The 26,111-nt window shown below is 61.2% G+C and carries 23 protein-coding genes; 7 read left to right on the top strand and 16 right to left on the bottom strand.

The features are described 5' to 3' along the window. The 6 genes from KF827_RS09430 to KF827_RS09405 form a co-directional block, all read right to left on the bottom strand. Positions 1–968 (bottom strand): ABC transporter substrate-binding protein (locus tag KF827_RS09430; protein WP_291003962.1); only part of this gene is annotated, 968 nt, incomplete at its 3' end. A 50-nt stretch (positions 969–1,018) separates the two neighbouring features. Beyond that, entirely contained in the window at positions 1,019–1,594 is a 576-nt protein-coding gene (locus tag KF827_RS09425) for an amino acid synthesis family protein (RefSeq protein WP_291003959.1), read from the bottom strand. After that, the gene (locus KF827_RS09420) at positions 1,591–2,511 is read right to left on the bottom strand and encodes a UPF0280 family protein (RefSeq protein ID WP_291003956.1); all 921 of its coding nucleotides are present in this window, start codon (positions 2,509–2,511) and stop codon (positions 1,591–1,593) included. Before KF827_RS09420 ends, KF827_RS09425 begins: the two co-directional genes overlap by 4 nt. Next, on the bottom strand, positions 2,508–3,968 hold the full coding sequence (locus KF827_RS09415; RefSeq protein WP_291003953.1) for a 6-hydroxynicotinate reductase: 1,461 nt from the start codon (positions 3,966–3,968) through the stop codon (positions 2,508–2,510). The genes KF827_RS09420 and KF827_RS09415 overlap by 4 nt, the downstream gene beginning before the upstream one ends. Further along, complete coding sequence (locus KF827_RS09410) at positions 3,965–6,718, bottom strand: molybdopterin cofactor-binding domain-containing protein (protein WP_291003950.1); 2,754 nt, start codon at positions 6,716–6,718, stop codon at positions 3,965–3,967. The genes KF827_RS09415 and KF827_RS09410 overlap by 4 nt, the downstream gene beginning before the upstream one ends. 3 nt (positions 6,719–6,721) lie before the next feature. After that, on the bottom strand, positions 6,722–7,567 hold the full coding sequence (locus KF827_RS09405) for an FAD binding domain-containing protein (RefSeq protein ID WP_291003947.1): 846 nt from the start codon (positions 7,565–7,567) through the stop codon (positions 6,722–6,724). Positions 7,568–7,903: 336 nt separating this feature from the next. Here KF827_RS09405 and KF827_RS09400 point away from each other — a divergent pair, with 336 nt between their 5' ends. After that, positions 7,904–8,737 (top strand): ferredoxin--NADP reductase, encoded by an 834-nt coding sequence (locus KF827_RS09400; RefSeq protein WP_291003944.1) that lies wholly within the window; start codon positions 7,904–7,906, stop codon positions 8,735–8,737. A gap of 3 nt (positions 8,738–8,740) precedes the next feature. Here KF827_RS09400 and KF827_RS09395 read toward each other — a convergent pair whose 3' ends face one another. The 4 genes from KF827_RS09395 to KF827_RS09380 form a co-directional block, all read right to left on the bottom strand. Further along, on the bottom strand, positions 8,741–9,253 hold the full coding sequence (locus tag KF827_RS09395; RefSeq protein ID WP_291003939.1) for a MarR family winged helix-turn-helix transcriptional regulator: 513 nt from the start codon (positions 9,251–9,253) through the stop codon (positions 8,741–8,743). 79 nt (positions 9,254–9,332) lie between these two features. Continuing rightward, a complete protein-coding gene (locus KF827_RS09390) occupies positions 9,333–9,893 on the bottom strand; it encodes a histidine phosphatase family protein (protein WP_291003936.1) in 561 nt (186 codons plus the stop codon). Between the two features lie 15 nt (positions 9,894–9,908). Continuing rightward, a complete protein-coding gene (locus tag KF827_RS09385) occupies positions 9,909–10,733 on the bottom strand; it encodes an MBL fold metallo-hydrolase (protein ID WP_291003933.1) in 825 nt (274 codons plus the stop codon). 52 nt (positions 10,734–10,785) lie between these two features. Further along, on the bottom strand, positions 10,786–11,955 hold the full coding sequence (locus KF827_RS09380) for a M20 aminoacylase family protein (RefSeq protein WP_291003930.1): 1,170 nt from the start codon (positions 11,953–11,955) through the stop codon (positions 10,786–10,788). Positions 11,956–12,123: 168 nt separating this feature from the next. Here KF827_RS09380 and KF827_RS09375 point away from each other — a divergent pair, with 168 nt between their 5' ends. Both KF827_RS09375 and KF827_RS09370 read left to right on the top strand, forming a co-directional pair. Then, positions 12,124–13,839: a DEAD/DEAH box helicase gene (locus KF827_RS09375; RefSeq protein ID WP_291003928.1), complete on the top strand. Its 1,716-nt coding sequence runs from the start codon at positions 12,124–12,126 to the stop codon at positions 13,837–13,839. 94 nt (positions 13,840–13,933) lie between these two features. Next, entirely contained in the window at positions 13,934–14,176 is a 243-nt protein-coding gene (locus KF827_RS09370) for an Lrp/AsnC ligand binding domain-containing protein (protein WP_291003925.1), read from the top strand. Positions 14,177–14,182: 6 nt separating this feature from the next. On the opposite strand, the gene KF827_RS09365 is transcribed toward KF827_RS09370, so the two are convergent. Both KF827_RS09365 and KF827_RS09360 read right to left on the bottom strand, forming a co-directional pair. Then, positions 14,183–15,319, bottom strand: coding sequence for an acyl-CoA dehydrogenase family protein (locus KF827_RS09365; protein WP_291003923.1), 1,137 nt, complete (start codon positions 15,317–15,319; stop codon positions 14,183–14,185). Between the two features lie 20 nt (positions 15,320–15,339). Continuing rightward, a complete protein-coding gene (locus KF827_RS09360; protein WP_291003920.1) occupies positions 15,340–16,530 on the bottom strand; it encodes an acyl-CoA dehydrogenase family protein in 1,191 nt (396 codons plus the stop codon). A gap of 109 nt (positions 16,531–16,639) precedes the next feature. Between KF827_RS09360 and KF827_RS09355 the strand changes: the two genes are divergently transcribed. After that, a complete protein-coding gene (locus tag KF827_RS09355) occupies positions 16,640–17,086 on the top strand; it encodes a PaaI family thioesterase (protein WP_291003917.1) in 447 nt (148 codons plus the stop codon). 17 nt (positions 17,087–17,103) lie between these two features. Here the strand turns inward: KF827_RS09355 and KF827_RS09350 are convergent, their stop codons facing one another. Further along, entirely contained in the window at positions 17,104–17,952 is an 849-nt protein-coding gene (locus KF827_RS09350) for a crotonase/enoyl-CoA hydratase family protein (RefSeq protein ID WP_291003915.1), read from the bottom strand. Positions 17,953–18,044: 92 nt separating this feature from the next. Between KF827_RS09350 and KF827_RS09345 the strand changes: the two genes are divergently transcribed. Continuing rightward, positions 18,045–18,926: a MaoC/PaaZ C-terminal domain-containing protein gene (locus tag KF827_RS09345; protein WP_291003913.1), complete on the top strand. Its 882-nt coding sequence runs from the start codon at positions 18,045–18,047 to the stop codon at positions 18,924–18,926. A gap of 18 nt (positions 18,927–18,944) precedes the next feature. Here KF827_RS09345 and KF827_RS09340 read toward each other — a convergent pair whose 3' ends face one another. Continuing rightward, positions 18,945–20,657, bottom strand: a complete 1,713-nt coding sequence (locus tag KF827_RS09340) for an EAL domain-containing protein (RefSeq protein WP_291003911.1) — start codon at positions 20,655–20,657, stop codon at positions 18,945–18,947. A 334-nt stretch (positions 20,658–20,991) separates the two neighbouring features. On the opposite strand from KF827_RS09340, the gene KF827_RS09335 reads away from it, so the two are divergent. Together KF827_RS09335 and KF827_RS09330 are read left to right on the top strand one after the other, a co-directional pair. Continuing rightward, positions 20,992–22,704 carry an AMP-binding protein gene (locus KF827_RS09335; RefSeq protein ID WP_291003908.1) on the top strand — a complete coding sequence of 571 codons (1,713 nt, stop codon included), beginning with the start codon at positions 20,992–20,994 and terminating at the stop codon, positions 22,702–22,704. Positions 22,705–22,724: 20 nt separating this feature from the next. Further along, positions 22,725–23,936 carry a hypothetical protein gene (locus KF827_RS09330; protein WP_291003905.1) on the top strand — a complete coding sequence of 404 codons (1,212 nt, stop codon included), beginning with the start codon at positions 22,725–22,727 and terminating at the stop codon, positions 23,934–23,936. Here the strand turns inward: KF827_RS09330 and KF827_RS09325 are convergent. Further along, positions 23,933–25,105: a benzoate/H(+) symporter BenE family transporter gene (locus tag KF827_RS09325; RefSeq protein ID WP_291003902.1), complete on the bottom strand. Its 1,173-nt coding sequence runs from the start codon at positions 25,103–25,105 to the stop codon at positions 23,933–23,935. The two genes, KF827_RS09330 and KF827_RS09325, sit on opposite strands and share 4 nt — an antisense overlap. A 36-nt stretch (positions 25,106–25,141) precedes the next feature. Beyond that, positions 25,142–26,083, bottom strand: coding sequence for a dihydrodipicolinate synthase family protein (locus tag KF827_RS09320; protein ID WP_291003899.1), 942 nt, complete (start codon positions 26,081–26,083; stop codon positions 25,142–25,144). Positions 26,084–26,111: the final 28 nt, after the last annotated feature.

Below are 26,111 nucleotides of genomic sequence, written 5' to 3'. Positions count from 1 at the left end.
ATCACGGCCGCAGCACTCAGCACAGTGGAATAGCCCACGATGGAACCCAGGCGCGGATAATCCTTGAACTTCGCCTGATAGGCATTGAGGAAGGCAGTATGTTCCGGCGTCTTGATATCCTGCCAGGGATAGCCGGTGACATACCAGCCCGCCGGGGTTTCATCCTTCAACGGATCCAGATATTCCGGTTCGCCGGCCAGCAGGTTGAAGACTTCCTTGCCCTTGAACAATTCACGGGTATTGCCCTCACGCACGAATTTGGCGAGATCCGGACCGAACAGCGAGGAGAAAATCGCATCCGGCTTTGCGGCGGCAATGGCATCGGCCACGGCGCCGGCTTCGATCTTGCCGAGCGGCGGCGCCTGCTCGATCACGAATTCCACGCCGGGCTGCCGCTCCTGCATCAGCTTCTTGAAAGCAGCCGTGGCGGCCTGGCCGTATTCGTAATTGGGATACACGATGGCCCAGCGCTTCTTGTTCAGCTTCACCGCATCGGGCACCAGCATCGCGGTCTGCATATAGGTGGAAGCACGCAGACGGAAAGTGTAGCGGTTGCCCTGATCCCACACGATCTTGTCGGTAAGCGGCTCGGCGGCGATGAACAGAACTTTCTTCTCCTTGGCGAAGCTGGCCACGGCCAGGCCGACATTGGAGGGGAATGTGCCGATCAGGAAATTCACCTTCTCGCGATTCAGCAATTCCTCGGCCACGCGTACGGCATCGCCGGGATTGCCGTTGTCATCGCGGCTGACAATCTCAAGCTTCTTGCCGAGCAGGCCGCCTGAAGCATTGATCTCATCGACTGCCAGTTCCCAGCCCTTCTTATAGGGCTCGAGAAAGGCGGCGAAATTCTTGTAGGAATTCATTTCGCCGAGCTTGATGGTGTCTTGCGCCGAGGCTGCGCCCGCGCCGCCAGTCAGCGCCGCCGCAAGGGCAACGCCGAATACTGCCTTGATACCGCGTTTCATTTAGGAACCTCCTGGTTGGTGTGAATGATCGACAATCAGCAATAAAAATCTCAACGCAAACCGTCCTCGCCCTTGATCTCGGATGCGAGTAAACCACCGACTCGGAAATGCGGCCGGCCGCCCGAACTCATGGCGAGGATAAAGGCGATCTCGTCGGCCTTGGGGCCGTCGGTCACGCCGATCTCGAATGCATCGAAATGGCTGCGCACATAAGCCGCATTCAAATGATGCAGTGGAATATCGATCCGGGTGCCCATCCCCCCCATCTTGGTGGAAGATGGCACGATGGCCTTGGCGCCGCCCAGCGCTTCGCGCATGGCATAGCCGCCCGGCACATGCCACAGCGCCCCATGCTCCAACTCGCCTGCCTCGCCCACGATGCTGCCCTTACCGTAAGCTTCCACATGGCCACCGATAGCGGCGATCAGCCGCGTGGACATTTCGATGCCCAACGGTTTCAGTTTATCCATGAAGGGCATGATGTCTGGTTCATAACGGCCAGCGAAGGGATTCTTCACCAGCGCGACAATCGCGCCGCGCCGCAGAGGCTTCTCGATGCGCGGGCCGCCATCATGATAGGTTTCATCGGTCAGCAGCACGATCTTGCGAACACTTACATCACTCACGACACCATCTCCAAGGCAGCATCCGGCAACGCCGATGCGCCGCCGATGGTTTCAACACAATCGCCGAGCACCAAATGCGCGGCATGAATCAATCCGCGTCGGCGCAGATCATGCGCCACCGTCGCGCCAGCCGACAAGGCTTGCCGCATCAACGAAATTGGCAGTGTACCCACAGTCACCGTCACTGGTATTTCACCCAGATCGCTATCGTCGTGGATGGAATTTGCAGGTGCGCGAACGATATTCGGATGTTCGGCATTCACCGCATTGGCAATAATGGTGGCCGCAGCGTCGGCCTGCGCAGCATTGCATGCCAACACCGTGACGGCATCGGCGATGCCGCGCGAGAAAGAGCGACCACGCCAACCTGATGTGGCAATGCCTCGGCTGGCATCTGCGCTGCGTAATTCGGCAAAGCCACCCAGCTCCGGCGCGTCATCTCGCGTCACCAGGCCGATACGCAGGCTTTGCCCCGGCGCCAGATGCAGCGCGATATCGCCGCCATTATTCACATAAATACGGTCCAGCGCGGCACCATCGCGCATCGCGGCAAGGATTTCATCCGCCACCGATCCGGCTACGGCGGCCATCGGCGTGATGAAATCCACAGCATAAGGCAGACAGGCAGCCACCATCCGGCGCGCCACATGGCCGCGCGGAAATATCATTGCCGTGCTGGCCGATGGATCGGGCAAGGCCGTGCGCAGCAACGCAAGTTCCGAAACCAGCTCGGTGAGTATGGTTTGAAACCGTGCCCAGGCCCGGTCATACGCCGCCGCTACCGCAGCCGGCACGCCATCGGCCTGAATCACCAGATCGATCGGGCCGTGCTGCAGATGCAAGCGGCGCGGATAACCGGGCAGCCAGGCGGCAGATGCGCCAGTCATGCCAGTCTGGTTCATGGCTCCCTGGCTCATGGCTCGTCTTCGCCTTCATTGAGACGGGTGATGCGCGGATTGCGCAAAACGTCGTCCAACTGCACCACATGATCCATATGGCCGCCTAACGCGGCATAATCCTCACGGCTCATGGTGAACTCGATGGGCGCAACCAAAGCCGGCGTAGGCACATAACCGAAGGAATTGTCGGGCATCGCCAACACATCCACCATGTATGTGATGCCGCCACCAGGCCACACAAAAACCGGTGCTCCACCGGCCGTCACCCGGGTAAACCGGTCTTTCACACTCAGGGTGAGCCGCACGGGGTTTTCTGTCACGCCGGCCCGCAGCGAACCGCCGGCACCGGCCATGAACAGAACCGAGCAAAGCGACGGCTCGCAATTCTCCGCGATACGCTCTACCACCTTGCGCACCTGCGCCGGCATTTCCGCCGGCCGCGGCTTGAGTTGATCATCCAGCACGAACCAGGCGCTATGCTCGCCGGTGGTAGATACCATCAACAGCCGCATACCGGGCCAGGCAGCGGAAGGATCGATCTTTTCGATGATTTCCAGGGGATCGCGCACATTGGTGCCGCCCCAACCCTGGCCGGGTTCGGCCACTTGGAAATAGCGGCCCGGAGTGGATTTGCGGCCGCGCACCCGGATGCCGGCCAGCTTCATATCCAGAAAACGCCCGGCCTGGTGCTCGGTCAGCACGCCGGTGATGTGATCGTCCACCACGATCACTTCATCGGCATGACCCAGCCATTGCTTGGCGAAGATGCCGATAGTGGCTGAACCACAGCCCACGCGCATGCGCTGTTCGGGCACCCCATTCACAATCGGCGGCTTCCCGGCCTGCACAACGATCTCGGCGCCACCATCGATGCTCATCGTAACGGCCTGCTTGTTGGCCAATTTCAGCATGGCATCGCAGGTGACCACGCCTTCCTTTTTGCCGCCGCCGGTCAGGTGATGCACGCCGCCCAGCGACAGCATCTGCGAACCGTATTCCATAGTGGTGACATGGCCGATCGGCTCGCCATCAACCCGCACAGCAGCCTGTTCAGGCCCGAGATAACGATCGGTATCGATTTTTATTTTCAGGCCGCAATAGCTGAAAATTCCCTCGGTAACCACCGTGATGGTGTCCACGCCGCGATGCTGCGAGGCAACGATGAAAGGCGCAGGCTTGTAGTCGGGATAGGTGGTGCCGGCGCCGATGCCGGTTACAAAGCTGGGCGCCTGCCATTGGCCATCCCAGGCTTCGCTGCCAGCCAGGAAGGGCACCACGCCACGCCCTTGCCCCTGCCGGGCCGCCTGCTGGGTTATCACCAAGGGATCAACGCGGGTAAGCACGCCCTCCACATTGGCATAGCGGTCGCAGGCCCCGGCCTTGCCGGGACGGATGCGGCAAAGCACCGGACAGGCATCGCAGCGGACAACATCTGCCGCCTTGCCTTCAGGCGGCTGTGCGGTGGCGAGCGTCATGCCGGCTGCGCCTCCTTCGCCTGTGATTGCGCCATGATTGCCTTGCGCAGACGATGCGGCAGAATCGGCACTTCGGTCACGCGCACGCCCACTGCATGGCGGATGCCGCCAAGAATGGCGGGCGCGGTAGGCACCAGGCCAGGTTCGCCCACGCCCTTGGCGCCATAAGGGCCGAGCGGTTCTGCATCCTCGATCAGCATCACCTCGATCTCCGGCATATCGCCGACAGTCGGGATCAGATAATCGTGCAGATTCTCGGTGCGGCCAGGCAGATATTCTTCCATCAATGCCAGACCCAGGCCTTGCGCGATGCCGCCATGGATCTGGCCTTCCACTTGCTGCGGATTGATGGCACGGCCCACATCATGGGCCGCCGCCATTTTCAATACACGCACCTTGCCAAGTTCAACATCCACTTCCACCAGCGCAATCTGTGCGGCGAAGGCATAGGTGGCGTAGGGTATGCCTTGGCCGTTTTCATCCGGCATGGTGGTGGGCGGATCGAAACGCCCTTCGCCCAACAGCAGGTCGCCGTCTTCATTCAGACGCGGCAGATCGGCAAGCCGGATCACTCGCATGGCGGCGTTCTCGCCGATATGCAATGCGCCATCCGCCACATGGATACGTGCATCCTCAGCTGCATTGGCCAAGCGCAGAATCTGCCGTCGCAAATCAAGGCCGGCTTCCTGTGCCGCACGGCCTGAAACGAAAGTCTGGCGCGAAGCGGAGGTTTTGCCGGCATCGGCGGTGCGGTCGGTATCGCCGGCAATGAGGTCGAACAAAGCCATCGGCGCGCCCACCGCATCGGCCACGATCTGCATCATGATGGTGTTGGAGCCCTGTCCGATATCCAGCGCGCCATTATAGAGCATGAAGCGACCATCGGCCCGCAGGCTTACCCGCATGGTGGAAGGATTGGACAGCGAAGTGTTGCCGATGCCATACCACATGCAACCGATGCCCACGCCGCGCTTCACGCTTTTGCGCCTTGCCGCAGGCTTGGCGTTGAACCCATCGGCGGCATCCTGCCATTCCTGCCAGCGTTCGGCCAAGGCATCCAGGCAGGCCGGCAGGCCGGCGGAATGCTCCAGCAACTGCCCTGTAGCGGTGGTCTGGCCAACACGCAGAGCATTGCGGCGGCGAATCTCCAGGCGATCCAGGCCAAGTTGCTTGGCAAGATCATCCATCATGCATTCATGGGCAATGGCGGCCTGCGGCACACCGAAGCCACGAAACGCACCGGCCGGCGGCGCATTGGTGAAAAACGCCCGGCCCCAATTATGCACATGGGGCACGAAATACGGCCCCGTGGCATGCACCGGCACACGGTTTGCCACAGTGGGGCCCCAACTGGCATAGGCTCCGGTATCGAAATCGGCATGGGTGCGCACAGCCTGCAAATGGCCTTCGGCATCGCTGCCGAATTTCACCGTCACGGTGGCCGGATGGCGCTTGGTGCTGGCAGCCATGCTTTCCGGCCGGGTATAGATGCAGGCGACGGGCCGATTCAGCAGCCAAGTGGCCACGGCCAGCAAGGGCTGCACCGACAGATCGAGCTTACCGCCAAAGCCACCGCCGCAAGCGGTGGGCACGATGCGGATGAGATCGGGCGCCATACGCATCAGGTTAGCCACTTCATCCCGATCCATATAAGGCGTCTGGGTGGTGGCATGGATTTCGATGCGGTCGCCTACGCGGCGGGCCCAGCCGGCTTCCGGCTCGATATAGGCATGCTCCACGAAAGCGGTCTGGAAATGGCCTTCCGAAAAGGCGGCGCATTGACTGAACATGCCATCCGCATCGCCGCGAATCACGCCGCCTTCCAGCAGCATGTTGCCGGGCTTGTCGGCCTGCACCAGTTTGTCGGCGGCAATGGCGGCTTTCACGCCATGGATCGGATCTTCCGGCAGATATGCAAGCGGCAGATCCTCCTCACGCACCGCTTCAACGGCATCACGGCTGCCCACCAAGGCCAGCACCGCTTCGCCGCGATAGCGCACGATGCCATCGGCCAGCACCGGTTGATCCTTGATATGCGGATAGATGCCATAGCCGTTGAACGGCACATCGGCTGCCGTCAGCACCCGCACCAGGCCTGGATATTTTTGCAGCAACGGTGCGGTATCGCCAACCGTGAAACTGGCACGATGGTGCGGCGCGCGCAGAATGCGCAACCAAATTGCATCCGCCGGAATCGTATCGGCGCCATAGCGCTCATGTCCGCGCAGCTTGGCCAGGCCATCCACCTTTGCCGCCCGCGCGCCCACTGCCTCGCCCTGCGGCGGAGCCTCTGGCAAAGGCAATGTACGGCTTGCCGCCAACACGGCTTCCACGATTTTCTGATAGCCGGTGCAGCGGCACAGCACGCCCCCCAAGGCATCCATCACCTCTTGCCGCGAGGGCCTGGATTTGGCGGCCAGCAAATCCGTAGCCGCCACCAGCATGCCTGGCGTGCAGATGCCGCATTGCGCGGCGCCATGCGCCAGAAAAGCGCGCTGCAGGCGCGACAATGTGCCATGGGCCTCCAGCCCCTCTACCGTCACCACCGGCTTGCCTTCAGCCTGGGCAACCGGCGTGAGGCAGGCGCAAACCTGCTTGCCATCCATCAGCACCGTACACGCGCCGCAATCGCCGGCATTGCAGCCGATCTTGGTGCCGATAAGGCCTAGATCATCCCGCAGCAGATCGGCCAGACGCTTGCCGCCCGGACCTTCGTAAGTATGTGCCTTGCCGTTGACGACGATACGCATGGGTCAGGTCTTCTGTATGGCCAGGGCGGCAATTGCCCGGCGGGTCAGGATCATGGCGGAGTCGCGGCGATAGGCGGCATCGGCGCGAATATCGTCTATCGGTGACAGGCTGGCGAAATGTTCAGGCAGAACGCGCTGAGCCAAGGCTGGTGCAAGCTTGTGGCCCACCAAGGCCTGTTCCAGCTCGGGCAACCGTTTCGCCGCCGCCGAGCAGGCGCCGATCGCCAGGCCGGCCTGTTGCACGATGCCATCGGCCACATCCAGCATCACCCCCACCATGGCAATCGAGATCACCAGATAGCGCCGCGCACCAAGCTTGAGGAAAACGCTGCGGCCTTGATACGCCGGCTTGGGCACCAGAATGGCGGTGACCAATTCGCCCGGCTGCAACTGCGTGCGGCGATTGCCACTGATGAACTGCGCCAACGGCATTTCGCGGCGGCCGCCCTTGCTTTGCAATTCCAGCCGCGCATCCATCGCCATCAGCATCGGCGCGCCATCGGCGGCCGGGGATGCATTGCACAGATTGCCCGCCAAGGTGCCGGCATTCTGCACCTGGGCACCGCCTACCTCGCGGGCCGCCTGGCGCAAACCATCGAATAGCGGCGGCAACTCGGCAGCGGCGATCTCGCCCCAGGTTACGGTTGCGCCGATGCGCCAGTGATTGGCAGCATCCTGGATGCCGCGTAGATCGGGGATAGCCGTAATATCAAGCAGATCGTCGTTAAGCGGTTTGCCAACCCGGGCGGGGTAATAATCGGTGCCGCCTGCCAGAATCAGCGGCGGCCTGGGCGATGCCAGAATCGCCAATGCCTCGCTTAAATCAGCCGGACGTGCATACGCCGCCATTACAGCCACCCCCTATAACGATGCCCTGCTTCATCGTTTGTATACGAACAAGGCTGCCAATTGCCCAAGCAAGAGTCAACGTCAAAGTTTAAGCAGTATGCGGTCAATTTTTCAGCAAATATGGCCGAAAAACAATACCTTGAGTCTGCCTAGGGCCGGCAACCGAAATGCCTATCACCCCATCGCTTGCGACCATCCGAGGCACCGCGAAAATAATCAGTTTCTATCTGTAAATACCCCGCTTCGCTTGTTTTTACCTGGGGAATATGATTTTTGCTGCATTGCCCCATGAGCCATATTATATGTGTGCAAACAAAAAACAGCCGAGCGAATGCCATGACCGCCGATGCCGCCGCCGCCATTCCCGCAGTCTCCACCAATCCGCTGTTCAAGCCGGGCGGAAATCTTCGGGAAGAAACCGTCACCTGGGTGCATCATTGGACGGATCGGTTGTTCAGTTTCAAAACCACCCGCGATCCCAGCTTCCGCTTCATCAACGGGCAATTCGCCATGATCGGCCTGCTGGTGAACGACAAGCCGCTACTGCGCGCCTACAGCATGGTGAGCGCCAATTACGACGAGAACCTGGAATTCCTCTCCATCAAGGTACCTGACGGTCCGCTCACATCGCGGCTTCAGCATATCAAGGTCGGCGAGCGCATCATCGTAGGCCGCAAAGCCACCGGCACCCTGCTGCAAGACAACTTGATCCCCGGCAAGACGCTGTGGCTGCTGGCGACCGGCACCGGGCTTGCACCCTTTATGAGCATCATCAAGGATCCCGATGCCTATGAGCGCTACGAGCGCGTGGTGCTGGTGCATGGTTGCCGCGATGTGGCCGAACTGGCCTATGGCGATTTCATCACCAAGGAACTGCCGGAGAATGAATTCTTCGGCGACGCCGTGAAGCAGAAGCTGCTGTATTATCCCACGGTGACGCGCGAGGCCTTCCGCAATCAGGGCCGCATCACCGATCTGATCAAGAACGGCAAGCTGTTTGCCGATCTGGGCCAGCCGGCTTTCGATATCGAGCGCGACCGCGTGATGCTGTGCGGCAGCCCGGCTATGCTGGCCGATCTGCGGGCGATCATGGATGGCCTGGGCTGGAAGGAAGGCTCCACCACTGGGGCCGGCCATTATGTAATCGAGAAAGCCTTCGTAGAGCAGTAAGGCTCAAACAATCTTCTTCAACAGCGCCACAAGCTGCGCCTGCTCGGCAGGCGGCAGCGGCGCCAGGGTGATCTGTGTCACCAGCGGGCCGTTCTTGGCAAGCCGCTCCACTTGCTCGCGGCCAAGCGGCGTAAGGCTGAGATAGCGCCGGCGACGATCGCTCTTGTCTGGGCGATGCGAAATCAGCTTGCGCAACGTAAGGCGGCGGATCACGCCCTGAATGGTGGCGGGGTCCATCGCGGTAAGCCGGCCCAGATGATTCTGCGACAGCTCACCGGCTTCATAGAGCTTCACCAGCGCGGCATATTGGGTGGGCGTTACCTGGCCATCGCCGATCGTTCCCAGAAAGATTGCCGTGGCGCGCTGATGCGCCCGACGGATCAGATTGCCGATCTGCTCCTCAAGCACATAGCCCTGCGGCAAGCCCTCGCCAGCCACACTTTCTGCAACGACAACCGCGCTCCCCTGCGGGGCGGTTTCGGGTTGATCCTCGGTCTTGGTTTTTTGCGGTTTCATCCGAATAGCACTGAAATGGGAAAAGCGAGGCTGCGGGAGATTATCCGCATTACCCCATCAGGCCAAGGACTACAGAATTTCACAGTATCCTGGTGGAGGCCTCGGCACCACGCTGCACCAAAGCAAGCGAGCCGCTAGCATTCTCGAACACGGTAACCGAGCAATAATCCGGTTGCATGATCACCAGTCGATCATCTCCCATGGCCGCGCCCAAGGCAGCGTTGATCACCATGAAATGCGTAACGATCACCATATCGATACGGCAGGATTGCAAAGACCCGATGATGCCCTGGCGCCAGGCACGCAGGATACCAGCCTGATCGGCATAGCGCTGCGAAGCTATGCGCTGCAACCATGGTCCGCGCGCCGCCAGACCCTGCGCAGCTATATCGGGCGGCGTGGGCAGTTCCGCAACCATGGCCGTCACTTCGGGGGTCTCGCCCCAACGATTGGCCAGCGGCGCTGCGGTTTCCTGCGCGCGCTTCAACGGCGAGGTCTGGATCGGCAATGGGCCCAAATCCTCAAGCCGCAAGGCAAGATCCACGGCCTGATCGCGGCCTTCTTCCGAGAGACCGGGATCCTCGGCTTCGCTAAAGCCGGCCTGGGCTTTGGCGTGACGCACGAGGTAAAGTTTGGCCATTGCTGCAGCTTCCGCTCAGAGCAGGTTGATGCGCATGTTTTCGCGCGCCACCAGAGCACCGGTCCAGACCTGCCTGGCATCGGCCTCCAGGCGTTCCATGAAGCTGTCTTCATGGTCTGGGTCATGGTGGAAAATAGCCAGTTGGCGCACATTGGCTGCCAGTGAAAGGCGCACGCCTTCCTGCCAGGTGGAATGGCCCCAGCCGACATGGTTTTCGTATTCACGGTCGGTATAGGTGCTGTCGTAAATCACCAGATCGGCGCCTTCGATCAGCTTCAGGATATTCTCATCCGGCTTGCCCGGCACATGTTCGGTATCGGTGACATAGCACATCGACTTGCCGCCATATTCGATGCGATAGCCGGTGGCGCCATCGGGATGATTAAGCGGCGCCGTGCGAACATGGATGCCATCACCCAGCGAAAAATTGTCGCCGGCCCGAAAATCCTCGAACACGAAGGAAGCGCCCATCTTGTTCAACGGAACAGGAAAGAACGGTTCGGCCATCTGCGAACTGAACACCCGCTCGATGCCCCCGGAATCCGCCACATGGCCGGCGCGGATCACAAAACGGCAACCCCGCCGAAAGGCCGGCGAGAAAAACGGAAAGCCATTGATATGGTCCCAATGGGTATGAGACAGCAGCAGTTCGGCCGATGTTTCGCCCCGCTTGAGCAGCCAATGCCCAAGATTGCGTATGCCGGTGCCGGCATCCAGTATCAAGGTGCGGCCGCCCAGCTTCACCTCCACGCAGGATGTGTTGCCGCCAAATGCAATATGGCGTGGCGAAGGCGTGGCGATACTGCCACGCACACCCCAGAATTTCACCTTGAAACTCATGCGCCCTCCCCCTGAGCGTAATATCTGAGTTTTCTACTTCGGCAATCCGGCCTCAACCACGCGGCAAGGCCAGTTCGGCAAGGCGCGCCCAGTAGCTGGCGCCTACCGCAATGGCCTGATCGTTGAAATCGTAACGTGGATTATGAACCATGCAGCTGCCTTCGCCTGCGCCGTTGCCAAGCCAGACATAAGAACCCGGACGCGCCTGCAGCATCCAGGCGAAATCCTCCGCTCCCATGGAAGGGGCAACATTGTTCAGCACATTCTGGCGCCCCACCACGGCGGCGGCGGCGCGGGCGGCCAGTTCGGTTTCGTCGGCCGTGTTGATGGTGGGCGGGTAGCGGCGCTGGTAATCCAGGGTGGCGGTGGCGCCATGGGCCGCTGCTATGCCGGTAACGATCTGCTGCATGCGCGCCTCGATCATATCCTGCACTTCAGGCAGGAAGGCGCGGGTAGTGCCGGTCAGAATCGCCTCTTCCGGAATCACATTGGTGGTATGGCCGGAATTGAACTGGCAGACGCTGACCACGGCGGATTCCAGCGGATCGACATTGCGGCTCACGATCTGCTGCAGCGCCATCACGATCTCAGACCCGATCACGATAGGATCGACGCCGCGATGCGGATAAGCGCCATGGGCGCCGGTGCCGCGTATCTTGATGAAGAACATGTCGGCCGAAGCCATCATCGGCCCGGTGCGCACCACGATCTTGCCCACATCGATGCCAGGCATGTTGTGCATGCCATACACCGCCTCGCAGGGAAACTTCTCGAACAGCCCCTCATCCACCATTACCTTGCCGCCAGCCACATTCTCCTCGGCCGGCTGGAAGATGAAATGCACAATGCCATCGAACGGCTTGGCCTTAGCCAGATACTGGGCCGCACCGAGCAGCATCGCGGTATGGCCATCATGGCCACAGCCATGCATCTTGCCCTGGTGACGCGACTTATGCGCGAAATCATTCAACTCATGCAAATCCAACGCATCCATATCGGCACGCAGACCGATGGCGCGGTTGCCGGTGCCGGCCCGCAAGGTGCCCACTACACCGGTGCGAGCCAGCCCGCGATTCACTTCCAAGCCGAAGGATTCCAGCTTATCCGCCACGAATTGCGCGGTGCGATGCTCCTCGAAGGCGGTTTCAGGATGCATATGCAAATCACGGCGCCACGCCGTGATTTCCGCCGCATTGGCCACGATCTCGTCAATCAATTCCATTTCAATCTGCTCCGCGACTTCCTGAAGGCCTGTGGACAGCCACACTAAACGATTGATTTTCCTGTTTCCAGCGACTTATACGGGGATTGACTCCCGAGGCCCTGTATGGTCTTTTCCGGGCCGCGAGCGGCGTTTCCGCCAGACTCGCTTTATCAACGCTGGATTTCCATGGATTTCGCAAGTCTTGGCTTAAGCGAGCCGGTGCTGAAGGCGGTCGCGGATGCCGGTTATGTGCAGCCAACGCCAATTCAGGCCCAGGCCATTCCCATCGTGCTCACCGGGCGCGACGTGTTGGGTACGGCCCAAACCGGCACGGGTAAAACCGCCGGCTTCACGCTCCCACTGATCGACATACTGGCCGGCGGCCGGGTGCGCGCCCGCATGCCGCGCGCGCTCATCCTGGAGCCCACCCGCGAGTTGGCCGATCAGGTCGCGCACAGTTTCGTCACCTACGGCAAATACGCCAACCTCTCGATGGCCCTGCTGATCGGTGGCGTAAACTACACGGAGCAGGAAAAGCTGCTGGATCGTGGCGTGGACGTATTGATCGCCACGCCGGGCCGACTGCTCGACCATTTCGAGCGCGGCAAGGTGATGCTCACCGGCGTGCAGGTGTTCGTGATCGACGAAGCCGACCGCATGCTGGATATGGGTTTCATGCCCGATGTGGAGCGTATCGGCAAATTGCTGACGCCGCTGCGACAGACCCTGTTCTTCTCGGCCACCATGCCGCCGGAAATGCGCAAGCTGGCTGACAAATTCCTGCAGAATCCGAAAGAGATCGCGGTTGCCCGGCAATCCACCACCGCCGAAACGGTGACCCAGCATCTGGTGCCGGTGACCCAGCGCCAGAAACGCGAAGCCCTGCGCAGCCTGCTGCGCAGCGAGGAAGTGAAGAACGCCATTATCTTCTGCAATCGCAAGCGCGATGTGGACATCCTGGCGAAATCGCTGATCCGCCACGGTTTCGACGCTCAACCGCTGCATGGCGACATGGACCAATCGGCGCGCACCGCCACGCTGGAGAAGTTCAAGCGCAACGAGATTTCTCTGTTGGTTGCTTCCGACGTGGCTGCGCGCGGGCTCGATGTGCAGGGCCTCACCCATGTGTTCAATTTCGATGTGCCCACACATCCGGAAGATTATGTGCACCGTATCGGCCGCACCGGTCGCGCCGGCATGGAAGGCCGCGCCTTCACGCTGACCACCGACGACGATGCCAAGCTGGTGCGTGCCATCAGCAGCCTGATCAACCGGGAAATCCCGGTCATGGAATTGCAGGGCTTCGAGCCCGGCGAAGGCGGCGAAGCCGCAGGCAGCGGCGATCGCCCTGAACGTGAAGGCCGTGATGGCCGGCGTGGCGGCCGGGATCGTGGCGGCCGCAGCGGCGGCCGTGGCCGTCGCAACGAGCGCAGCGGCCCGCGCGGTGCCGATCTGCGGCCCGGTGGCCCGGGCGAAGCCTCCACCACGCCGATCGCCCAGGATTTCAGCCAGGTCGACGCGCCCGCCGAACCGGCCGATGGCCTGGATATTCCGGCCCCTGAGCAGACGATTTCAGAGCAGACCGCTCAGGAAACCAGCCAGGAACCCAGGCGCGAAGGCAGGAAGGAACGCGGCAATCGCCGCGATCAGCGCAAGCCTCGTTCCGAAAGCAAGGCCCGTGGCGACGACAAATCGCGCTCGGAAGATCGGCCTCGCCAAGAAGACCGGCCTCGCCAGGAAGATCGGCCTCGTCAGGAAGATCGGCCCCGCTCAGAAGAGCGCCCACGCAATCGTTCGGGCGAACGCCCGCGTGATCGCGACGATCTCGGCCCGCCGGTGGTGGGCATGGGCGACCATATGCCGGAATTCCTGAAACGTCCGGTCCGCAAGGCACGGTTCTGAAAATCGGGTATCTAGCACGCCTGTAATCTCTACCGGCTTTCGGCTAAACTTGCCCAACGAGCAGGCCCCGATAAGAAAATTGGCGGAGCGGATTATGCAGACGATCTTCGTGATGGTGAAATGCGAGCTCGGACGCGCCTACGATGTGGCGGCCGACGCAGTGGAGCGCATCGAGCAGGTCTCGGAAGTGCATTCCGTATCAGGCCAGTACGACCTGATGATGAAATGCTACCTCGCCGAAGGTGAAGATATCGGCCATTTCGTGGTCAACAAACTGCAGACCATCCCCGGCGTGAAGGACACCTTCACCATCATCACCTTTAAAGCTTTCAGCTAAAGCCGTTCAAGCCGCCTCGGCGTTAGCCAATGCGGCAAAGCGGCGCTGGTGGTAATCGGCATGCCCAAAGGCCGTGTCGATCATCATCAGCCGCTTCATGTAATGGCCGACATTCAATTCGTCGGTCATGCCCATGCCGCCATGCAGTTGAACCGCCTGCTGGCCCACCCAACGCCCGGACTTGCCGATTTGCACTTTCGCCGCTGCCGCCGCCTTGGCCCGCTCCGGTGCCGGTGCATCCGCCTTCAGCGTGGCCAGCAAGGCCAATGAACGCGCGCTTTCCAAATGAATCATCATATCCACCATGCGGTGCTGAATGACCTGGAAGTCGCCGATGGCGCGGCCGAATTGCTTGCGTGTCTTCACATAGGCCAGCGTGGTTTCGTGCAGCACCTGCATGGCGCCCACCGCCTCGGCAGCCAGATAGGCAATCGCCTTGTCCACCACCGCCATCACATGCGGGAAAGCAGCCTCGGCATCGCCTAGCGCAATCGCCGAAGCATTCTCGAAGCTGATATCGGCGGCGCGACGGGCATCCACAGTGCGATAATCACGGCGCGTCACCCCGGCCGCCTTGTTATCCACCAGGAAAAGACCAAGACCATTTTCATCGCCGCTGCCGCCAGCGGTGCGCGCCAGCACGATCAGCAGATCGGCGCCGGGCGCATCCCAAACCACGATCTTTTTGCCCGAGATGGCATAGCCCGCACCGGTTTTGGTCGCTTTCGTTGCCACCTCATTGAGTGCGAAACGGCTGCCATGCTCGGCAAACGCAAAAGCCAGCTTGATCCGCCCCTCGGCCAGCTTGGGCAGGATTTCAGCCTGCTGAGCCTGGTCGCCGGCAATTGCCACCAAACCGCCCCCCAGCACAATGCTTGAAAAATACGGCTCTGCCACCAGGGCAGCGCCAAACCGCTCGGCAATCACCATGGTTTCTACCGGGCCGCCGCCCAGGCCGCCATGGTCTTCAGGCAAGGCCACGCCCAGCCAGCCCATTTCGGCAAAGGTTTGCCAATTGGCTTGCGAATAGCCGAGTTCGCTGCGCACCAGTTTGCGCCAATCCTCGAAGGCATATTGTTTGCGCAGCCAGCCTTCCAGGCTATCGGCCAGTAATTTCTGTTCGTCGCTGAGTTGGAAATCCATGTTGTCCTCGCTGCCCGCTGTCAGAGCCCCAACACCATTTTGGCGATGATGTTGCGCTGAATCTCGTTGGAGCCGCCATAGATCGTGGTGGCGCGATTATACAAAAAGCTTTCCATGCGGCCTTGCGCATAATCCGGCCCCAATGGCGCCAGATTAGAGCCTTCCGGCGCATGCTCGAAGGGCGCGGCATAATAACCCAGCGCCTCGCAGACCAACTCGGTAATCGTCTGTTGGATTTCCGAGCCACGGATTTTCAGCATGCTGGCTTCGGGCCCCACGCCCTTGCCGGCGGTTTCGGCCGCAAGCACCCGCAGATTGGTATATTCCAACGCCAGCAATTCGATCTCTACCGCCGCAACCTTGTCGCGGAATGCCGGGTCTTCCAGCAGGCTTGCGCCTTGCGCCATCTCGGCCCTGGCTATCGTCTTCAAACGCCGCAACCGCTGCTTGGAGGTAGATACTTCGGCAATCGTGGTGCGTTCGTTGCCGAGCAGGAATTTGGCGTAGGTCCAGCCCTTGCCTTCCTGGCCGATACGGTTGGCCTTGGGCACGCGCACGCCATCGAGAAACACCTCGTTCACGCCATGGCCTTCATCGATGCTGATGATGGGACGCACGGTGATGCCCGGTGTTTTCATATCGATCAGCAGAAAGCTGATACCCTCTTGCGGCTTGGCCTGCGCATCGGTACGCACCAGGCAAAACATCATGTCGGCGAAATGCGCCTGGGTGGTCCAGATCTTATGGCCCGTCACGATGTAATCATCGCCATCGGACTCGGCGCGGGTACGCAGGCTGGCCAGGTCGGAACCCGAACCCGGCTCGGAATAGCCCTGGCACCACCAGTCTTCCATCGATAGGATGCGCGGCAGGTAATGCGCCTTCTGCGCCGGCGTGCCGAAGGTGTATATCACCGGGCCCACCATGCTGATGCCAAAGGGAACCAGCGGCGGCGCATCGGCGATGGCGCATTCCTCATCAAAGATATAACGCTGCACCGGGTTCCAGTCGGTGCCGCCGAATTCCTTCGGCCAATTGGGGGCGCCCCAGCCGCGCTTGTTCAGCAATCGGTGCCAGGTTACGTAATCCTGCTTGGCAAGATGCATATGGCGGCGATTGCGTTCGGCCAGTTCAGGCGGCAGGCTGCTGCGCACAAAATCCCGCACCTCGGCCTGGAAGGCGCGATCAGCGTCGCTCAGTTCCAGATTCATCGTTTCGCTCCGGCATTTCCCGCAAGGTTATTAAGCCGGCGGCCACAAAACAAGGGCGTGACGTGGCGTAAAGCTACCGCTGCACCGCACACTGTCGTAAACCCTGGGCATGACAAGCAACATTCAGGAAAATGCCGCCGCCTTCGATCCTGCCGCCCATGGCTGGAATCCGATACGCCCTGGCAGCGACAGCGGCTTCACCAATCTGATCGGTCCATTCTGGAGCCGGAGCGAAGCAACGGGCTGGGCCTATGGCTTTCTGGCGGGGCCGCATCATGCCAATGGTTTGGGCGTGATCCATGGCGGCATGTTGATGACGTTCATCGATCAAAGCCTCGGCCGGCTTGCCTGGGAAGCCATCGGACGGGCACCCTGCGTCACCGCGGGGTTGAACACGCATTTCATTGCCGGTGCCCGACCGGGCGACTGGGTGGAAGCGCGCGGCCGTGTGGTGCGCAAAACCCGCTCGCTGGTTTTCATGCAGGGCGCACTCACCGTGAACGATGCCTCCGTACTTACGGCCGAAGGCATCTGGAAAATCCTCGGCCAGGCATAGTCCTGGCCGCAGATAGCTCAGCGTCGGCGCCGCACCAGTTTCTTGGCCGGTAGAAGATCGGCGAATTGTGCCGGGCGCTTCTGCTGGTTGGCCTGCATCTGCTCCATCAGGTCTTGGGTGAGAAACATGCCCGCCTGCCAAACCTGCATGTAATCCAGTGCATCGGCTGTGCTGTGATCGCGGGTATAATTCAGCATCTGCTTGCTGCCATGAATGGCCAACGGCGACTTGGCGGCGATGCCGCGTGCAATCGCCATCACCTCTTCCAGCATCAGCGCATGGTTGCCGAACAACCGGTTGACCAATCCGCAACGGAAGGCCTCTTCCGCCGACATCCGGCGACCGGTATAGGCCAGTTCACGCACCAAACCGGAAGGCATCAGATGCGGCAGCCGCTGCAGCGTGCCCACATCGGCAGTCATACCGATATTGATTTCCTGGATGCAGAACCAGGCATCCTCGGTGGCATAACGCATGTCGCAGGCCGAGATCAGGTCCACCCCGCCGCCCACGCAACCGCCCTGCACTGCCACCAGAACCGGCACCCGACAGCGGTCGATCACCGCAAAGCTCTCCTGCATCTCCGCCACCGTACGGCGGAATTGCTCCCCCACCCGTCCGCGATCGCCGGTCAGCATATCGGCAGCGATACTACCGAAAGCGGAAAGATCGAGGCCGCCGGTAAAGGTCTTGCCGGACGATGAAATCACCACCACCCGTATTTCCGGCCGATCCTCGATTTCGGCGAACACATCCACCATCTCCTGCCAGAACGGCAAAACCATGGCATTGGCCTTGTCTGGACGGTTGAAGCGGATATGCGCCACATGATCGGAAACGCTGAAATCGAATGTTTCATAGCTCATGGCTACCTCCCGTTACGGCAAGTTGACGCTGGGGAAATCTATGGCCAGCGGTCTGCCGTATGATTAGACTTGTCTCTAATTACGGAGGAAACATGGCGATTGTCTACGATAGACTTCTCAAACTCGATCTGCCGGAACGCGATCTGCGCTACGACGAGCGCGACACCATGCTCTATGCCCTGAGCGTAGGCATGGCGACCGACCCGATGGATACCGAGGATCTGGCCTTCGTGGTGGAGAACGGCGCCTTCGCCGGCAAGCTGAAAGCATTGCCGAGCCAAGCCACCGTAATCGCGTGGGACGATGTCTTCGGCCCCGCCTCCGGGCTCAACATGCTGATGGTGGTGCATGGCGAACAGCGTATCACGCTGCACAAGCCGCTACCCAGCCATGGCCGCATCAAGAGCAAGACGCGCTTCGTGGATGCTTTTGATAAAGGCGCTGGCAAAGGCGCCGTGGTGCTGGTGGAAAACCTGATCCGCGATGCCGAAACCGGCGACAAGCTGGTAACCCTGCTATCCACCATCTTTGCCCGTGGCGATGGCGGTTTCGGTGAGCCGACACGCCCCACGCCGGCTGCGCCGCCTGCTCCGCATAAACTGCCGGACCGCGCGCCGGATTTTTCGCTAGCAGCGCAAACCCAGCCCAATCAGGCGCTGTTCTACCGGCTCTGCGGCGACCGCAACCCGCTGCATGCGGATCCGTATTTCGCTAAGGCCGCCGGCTTTCCGCGTCCGATCCTGCATGGGCTATGCACCTATGGCCACGCCGTGCGCGCCGTGGTGAAAACCGCCTGCAAGCATGATCCGGCCTTGGTGGAGCATATCGAGGCGCGCTTCACCGCCCCGGTCTTTCCTGGCGAAACCATAGTCACCGAAATCTGGCAGGATGGCACCGTTGTCAGTTTCCGCGCCAAGCTGGCCGAGCGTGGCGTGACCGCGCTGGATAACGGACTGGTGCGACTGCGCAAGTAAACCTGACGCGCGAAGAGATTATGTGCGCTTGCCCAGCTTGATCTTGCTGGGATCGATATACGTGCCGCCGGTTTGCGCCGAAACCAGGCCGCCGCTGATCTTGGGCACCGCCTCGGGCTTGCCGAACAACCAGCCCTGGCCGTAATCGATACCAAAATCCTGCAATAGGCGGGCCTGTTCCTCGGTTTCGATCATCTCGGCCACGGTGCCGATACCCAAATCCTTGCACAGCCAAACCATGCCGCGCAGGATGGACCGGTCGCGCTGTTTTTCACTCGTTTGCAGCGCCTTTACGTAAGCCCCATCGATCTTCACGAAATCCACTTCCAGTGCCTGCAGGTAGGGGAAGGAAGCCGCTCCGGCGCCAAAATCATCCAGGCAGACCGAATGGCCATCGGCGCGTAATTGCCGCACAGCATTGCCGGCATGCACCAGATCGGTGATCTGGGTGGATTCCGTTACTTCGAATATGATCTGCCGGCTTAAATCACGATCCTGCCCGATCAACTCGCGCAGCGCCGCGATGAATACCGTGCTTTCCATGCTGTGGCCGGAAAGGTTGACCGCGATTTCCGGCCGCTCGCCACGCTGGCGCGCTTCGGCCAGCGTATCCATCACCCTTTTCACCACGGCAAGATCGAATTCGCCGATCAGATGCACGCCTTCGGCCAGGCGAATGGTCTCGAATGGCGAGCCGCCATCCTCGAAGCGCACCAATGCCTCGTAATGATGCAGCTTGCGATCGGACAGGCCCACGATAGGCTGAAACACCATCTCGAAATTGCGCTGGCTCACCGTGCTGCGCAGCACCCGCACACGATTCACGGTCTCCGACAACAGCAGTTTCAGGCTTTCTTCGGTACTACCGAAATTCAGGCCGGCCGTGCCCTGGTTGGCGAAACGCTGCACGGCGAAGGACATGGCACTGGCGGCATCCTCGTCGCTCATGCCCTTGGCCTGCAAATCCAGCGTGGTGCTGCGCATATCGAGCAGCTTGGCAGCATCAGGCTTGGCGCGGGCAGCCAGCGCGCGCAGATGCTCGCCCATACCGCCCTTGTCGATATTGCCGCCATGCAAGATGGAATATTTATCCTCGGCGATGCGGCCAGCGGTATCGCCTGCTATCGACTTGGCGCGTAGCAATGCCCCCACATCGCCCATCAGCGCCGCCTGTTGCTCGCCCGGCAATTCCTGGGCCAGCTGTTGCAGGCCGACAATCTCAAGCAGCGTGATCTTCACTTCCGATCCGAGCTCGCGCGCCAGCCGCAGGCGATCCTGCGCACGCGGCTCGAAATCATCGACCGCCAGCAGACCGGTCTGATAATCGCGCTTGTTATGCAGGGCGGTTTCGGCCTGTGGCAGCCTAGCCGCCGACAGCGCCAGATAATACCGGCCCTGCTTGCGTGGAAGGCAGCATCCGCCCAAAACGCAAAGCTCGCCCGGCTCGCCGTTGCCGGCGAGGCGGACCGTCACCGGCTCGATACGCGCCCCAACCGTCAGGCTGGCCAGCAGATTGAGCAGGAATTGCCGATCCTGGCCATCGATCAACGGGCCAAGCTGGCGGCCGATCAGGTCATCGGTGTCGCAGCCGAAAAGCTGGCGGGCCGCGCCAGTGGCATACACTATGCCGCCATCCTCACCCACTTCCATCAGCAGGTCGGCGGCGGAAAAGGCAAAAGCCACAAAGCGATCGCGTTCGTCCCGCATATCCCTGGAGGTGCCGTCGCTCATGCCTGGGTCATCCCTGGTCTCGCGCCCGGCCTAATCTCACAGTTGGGCCTAGTCTCACACCTGGGCTCCCAATCTTTCATCCCGGTATGCCGGGTGGCTATCATGACCGGGCACGACCGCGACCGGGGGAATACGGAATCGAACCGGGCCGACCGGGGATTGGCCACCCGTCGACCGAGTGTGCCAGAGCATGGGTCGGTCGCGCAACCCGCGCGGTTTACGCTAGGAAATCCGGGCATCGCCCCTGGTTGAACAATTTACCCACCCTACCTTAGAATGATCGCAAATGAGTGTAACCCGCCCTCGCGTGGAGAGGGCCCAGGGAGGGATAAACATGACGGCGCCTTTTTGGGAAAAATCCTATCCGCCTGGCGTGAAATGGGCGTTGGACGTGCCAGCCAAGCCGATCTGGGCCCTGCTGGATGAGGCGGTGGCTCGCTTCGCGCCCAAGCCTTTCCTGGAATTCATGGGCAAACGCTACACCTATGCGGCGGTGTCTGACCTGATCGACCGCGCCGCCAAGGGCTTCCAATCGCTCGGAGTCGGCCCCGGTGTGCATGTGGGCCTGTTCATGCCCAACACGCCGCATTACGTGATCTGCTTCTTCGGCATCCTCAAGGCCGGTGGCCGGGTGGTGAACTACTCCCCACTCGATGCCGAGCGCGAGCTGCGCTACAAGATCGAAGACAGCCAGACCGACATCATGTGCACGCTGGATCTGAATGCGCTGTACCCGAATGTCGCCAAGCTGCTGAACGGCACCAGGCTGAAAAAGATCGTGACCGGCAGCCTGAGCGAAGTGCTGCCCTTCCCCAAAAGCCTGCTATTCCCGCTGGTGAAGAGCAAGGAAATCGCCAAGGTGCCGAAGGACGATCGCCATGTGCGGTTCTCCGACCTGATCGCCAATGACGGCCGCTACACCCCCCATCCGGTGAAAGACACAAAGGAAGAAGTGGCGCTGCTGCAATATACCGGCGGCACCACCGGCGTGCCGAAGGGCGCCATGCTCACTCACGCCAATATCATCGCAACCGTGCAGATGTATAATTCCTGGACCAGCCCGGCGCTGGAATTGAAGGATGGCGAGGAACGGGTGCTGATGGTGCTGCCCATGTTCCACATCTACGGCCTGAGCGCCGTGCTGTTGCGCATGATGACCATCGGCGCCGAGATGGTGATGCATCCGCGCTTTGAACTGAAGGCGGTGATCGACGATCTGCATAAGAAGAAGATCACCATCTTCCCCGGCGTGCCGACCATGTATGCCGCCATCGTGAACATGCCCAACATCAAGGATTACGATCTCTCGACGGTGAAATTCTGCGCCTCCGGCGGCGCGCCGCTGCCCACAGAAGTGCAGGATAAGTTCGAATACATCACCGGCCACAAGATGATCGAAGGCTGGGGCATGACCGAAACCTCGCCCGCCGGCACCCAGACCGTGTATGGCGGCCCGCGCAAGAAGGGGTCTTGCGGCCTGCCGTTGCCCGGCCTGATCATGGAAATCGTGGACGTAGACGATCCCAACAAGGTGCTGGGGGTGAACGAACGCGGCGAGATCTGCATCAGCGGACCCAACGTGACCAAGGGTTACTGGAACAAGCCGGAAGCCACCGCCGAAGCCTTTGCCGGCGGTCGCTTCCATACCGGCGATGTGGGCTATATGGATGAGGATGGCTATATCTTCATCGTAGACCGCAAGAAGGACATGATCCTGTCTGGCGGCTTCAACGTTTATCCACGCAATATCGAGGAAGCCATCTACGAGCATCCCAGCGTGGAAGAATGCACCGTGGTGGGCGTGCCCGACGAATATCGCGGCCAATCCGCCAAGGCGTTCATCAAGCTGAAAGCCGGCAACACCCCCTTCACCTTCGACGAATTGAAGGCGTTCCTGAAAGACAAATTGGGCAAACATGAAATGCCCACTGCGATGGAAATCCGCGACGCACTGCCCAAGACCCTGATCGGCAAACTCTCCAAGAAAGAACTCGTGGAAGAAGAAAAGAAGAAATTCGACGAGAGCCGCAAACAGGCCGCCTCCTGAAAACCGGGAACCGGCAACAGATGACCCAGCGCGGCAGCATGGCTTTCAGGCTTGCTGCCGCGTTTTTTTTGGCGCTTGTAGCAACGCCCCCGGCCTGGGGACTGGAACCGGCGCCAGACCAGCGCGACCCGAAGCATCTGCGCGGACCGCTCGATCCGGCGCTTTATCGTTTCGAACCGGCCGAATTCACCCGCGGCCTGCCGCCGGTTGCCCTGCAAGGCCCCGCCAAGGCCAAAGGTCTGGTGATCTGGAATCACGGCCGGGATGTGGCCGCCGTAGCACCCGCCACCGCACCGCCGCTGGCCTGGGAATTCGCCCGCGCGGGCTGGGATGTTTATGCCCAGGCGCGGTTGGGCACCCATGATGTGCGCGACGTGGCCAACCGCATCATCGCCGCCGGGATAGAACAGGGCCGCACGCTCGGCTATCGCCGCATCTTGCTCATGGGGCAATCGGCTGGTGGCTTCCTGGCGCTGGAAACCCTCTCGCGCGGTGCACTGGCCAATGGCCTGGTTGCTCTGGCGCCGGCGGCTTATCCTCCGGCTGATCGCGGCGGCAATGATTGGCGCCTCAATGAAAGCAGAACGACGGAATTCCTGCGTCGTCTAGGGCCGCAACGGGTGAGTATCGCGCTCGCCTATTTTGCCGACGACCCGTATTTCGAACGCAGCGAGCCAGGCAAACGCGCAGCCATCGCACGGCAGGAATTGGCCCGCGCCCGCCTGCCCTATCTGGTGGTCGGCGAACCGCCCCATGCCGGCATGCGTGGCCATAATGCCGGCCTCGGCCTGCCCTTTGCCCGACGCTATACCGCCTGCATCCTGCTGCTGGCGGAAAGCGAGAAAACCCCGGCCTGCGAAGATGGCGATCGCAGCGCATTGGCCAGTTTCGGCCTGCTCCCTGCCGCCGCCATCCGCTCGGCCAATGATGCCTTTGCCGGCCTGTGGCAGGGCACATCGGGCACCGGGCGTTTCGTGGCCATAAACATCGCCCTGCCCGGCAATGACGGAGCGCGGCAGATGCAATACATGCTGGGGCGAGGCATGGCCACCGAAGCAGCAGAAACCCAAGCCCTGCCGCTGAAGCTTTCCGGCAACGGCTTGCTGTTTGAGCAATCGCCTCTGCGTTTTGAATTGCTGCCGCAGCCCGATGGCAGCCTGCTAGCGCGGCGCAGCGACAGCCGCAAGCCGAATGAACCGCCCAACGAAACCCGGCTGCAGCGGCTGAATTAGGCCGTCTTTTGCCGCCAGCGGGTGAGGATCAGCACCGCGCCGCCGGCCAGCAGGCCCCAGAAGGCACCGCCGATGCCGAACAACGTGAGGCCAGAGGCGGTAACAATGAATGTTATGACGGCAGCTTCCCGCTCATCCGCCACGCTCAAGGCATTGCTGAGCGAGGCAGCCAGCGACCCCAGCAAGGCTAGGCCGGCCACCGCCTGGATCAACACTGGCGGTGCTGCCGAAATCAGAGCCATCACCGCGCCGGCGCCCAGACCGAACAGGGTATAGAAAGCGCCGGAAACCACGCCGGCCCAATAGCGCCGCTCCGGCTTCGGGTCCACATCCGGGCCGGCACAAAGCGCCGCAGTGATAGCGGCCAGATTCACGGCATGGCCGCCAAACGGCGACGCTGCCAGGGTGAGCAGCCCGGTGGCGCTGAATATCGGCCCGGCATCCGGCCGATAGCCATTCACGTTCAGCACGGCCATACCCGGCAGATTCTGCGATGCCATGGTAACCAGGAAGAGCGGCAAGGCGATGCCGATGGCCGCCGAAAAAGAAAATTCCGGCCAGATGAAAACCGGATCCGGCAACAGCGAAGCATGGCTCAGATCCGGCGGCGGCAATGCAAACAGGATCAATGCCACCGTCATCGCCAAAGCCGCAGGCACCGCCCAGAGCTTGCGCCACAAGCCCACTGCCAGCCAGGCGCCGATGATCGGTAAGCCGAACCAGGGAAATTCAGCCACCGCGCGGACCGGTACGAGGCAGAGCCCAAACAACACCCCTGCCAGCATGGCGTTGGCGATCGAGCCGGGCAGCATGGCCACCGCACGCGCCAGCGGTTTCCAGGCACCAGCCAGAACGATGGCCAGCCCGCAAATGATGAAAGCCCCTACCGCTACGGCAAAGCCGCCCTGCGGCGCACCGCTATTGGCCAGCAAGGCCGCGCCTGGGGTAGACCAGGCCAGGCTGATCGGCATGCGCGACTTCAGGCTGAGCACCACGCCACCCAGACCCATAGCCACCGCCAAGGCCATCAGCCCCGATGCGGCCTCCGCCGGGCTAGCGCCCATGGCACTGAGACCTTGGATGATAACGGCGAATGAACTGGCAAAGCCGACAAAAGCCGCCAACAGGCCGGCGGCGAAAGCCGGGCCGGTGATTCTTTGATGGGCCATGACACTATTGGATTGGCTGTTGGTTATGTCCGCAACCTATTCCGCCGCGCGCGCAGTATCCAACGCCGCATCCCAAGCCTTCAAGGCCTTGGCCACCGGGGCGATCTTTGCACAGGAGGCTTCATCCAAGCCGGTCAACAACGGCAGCATCGGCCCGGTATCGGCCACGCCGCCCAGCCGCACCGCTTCGTGCAGCACGCGGATCGGGCTGATGCCGTCGCGCAGGTCTTCCAGCGGCATATAGGCTTCGCGCAATTTCGCCGCCGTATCCCAATCGCCGCGCTTGAGCGCCGCAAGAATCGCCATCGAACCGCGCGGCCCGACGCAGACCGAACCGGAAGTGAAACTGCTAAGGCCGAAATCGCGGAAATGCACGATGGCGGGCCGTTCACCGATACCGCTCACCATCAAGCGGGGATCTACATGATCCAGCAACCGGCGCAGATAATCGTCCTGCAACGGATCGTCGCGTACCACGGCGTATTTGATCGAGGTGACCAGGCTATCCTTGGCCAGACGCCCCAGATCGGCGGGGGCGATGTAGTTGTCTGACTTGATATAGATCACGATTGGTTTGGCCATCGCCTCGGCTGCCTTGCGCAAACCAATGGCGATGCCGGCCTGGGTGGCCGGGAAGGTCATCGGCAAGGCCATTGCCGTGGGAAAGCGCGATCCGCGCAAGACGGCAGCCTGATCCATCAGCTTGCCGTAATCGGGCCCAAAGGATGGCAGCAGCCAGGTATCGGGCCCCACCGCAGATTCCAGGAAATCCAGTACCCGGGCATATTCGCTCAAGGCTATATTGTAGAAATTCGCATTGCCGCCATACATCAGGCTGCGCACGCCACCAGCCTCCAGAAAACCGATCAATGCCCGGTTGGCGGCCTCGTTGAGGCTGAAATCGGCATTGCGTGCAAGGGGCGGAACGGCGATTACCGATTTGCCGAGATCTTCGGGCTTTACCGGGGTGGTTTTCATTCTGTTAACTCCGGGTCAATATGCTTCC

Origin of the sequence: Ferrovibrio sp. (genome assembly GCF_019636075.1) — a bacterium.
Taxonomy (GTDB): domain Bacteria; phylum Pseudomonadota; class Alphaproteobacteria; order Ferrovibrionales; family Ferrovibrionaceae; genus Ferrovibrio.
The sequence above is the reverse complement of the archived record's forward strand: the minus strand, read 5'-3'. Positions and strand labels throughout refer to the sequence as shown.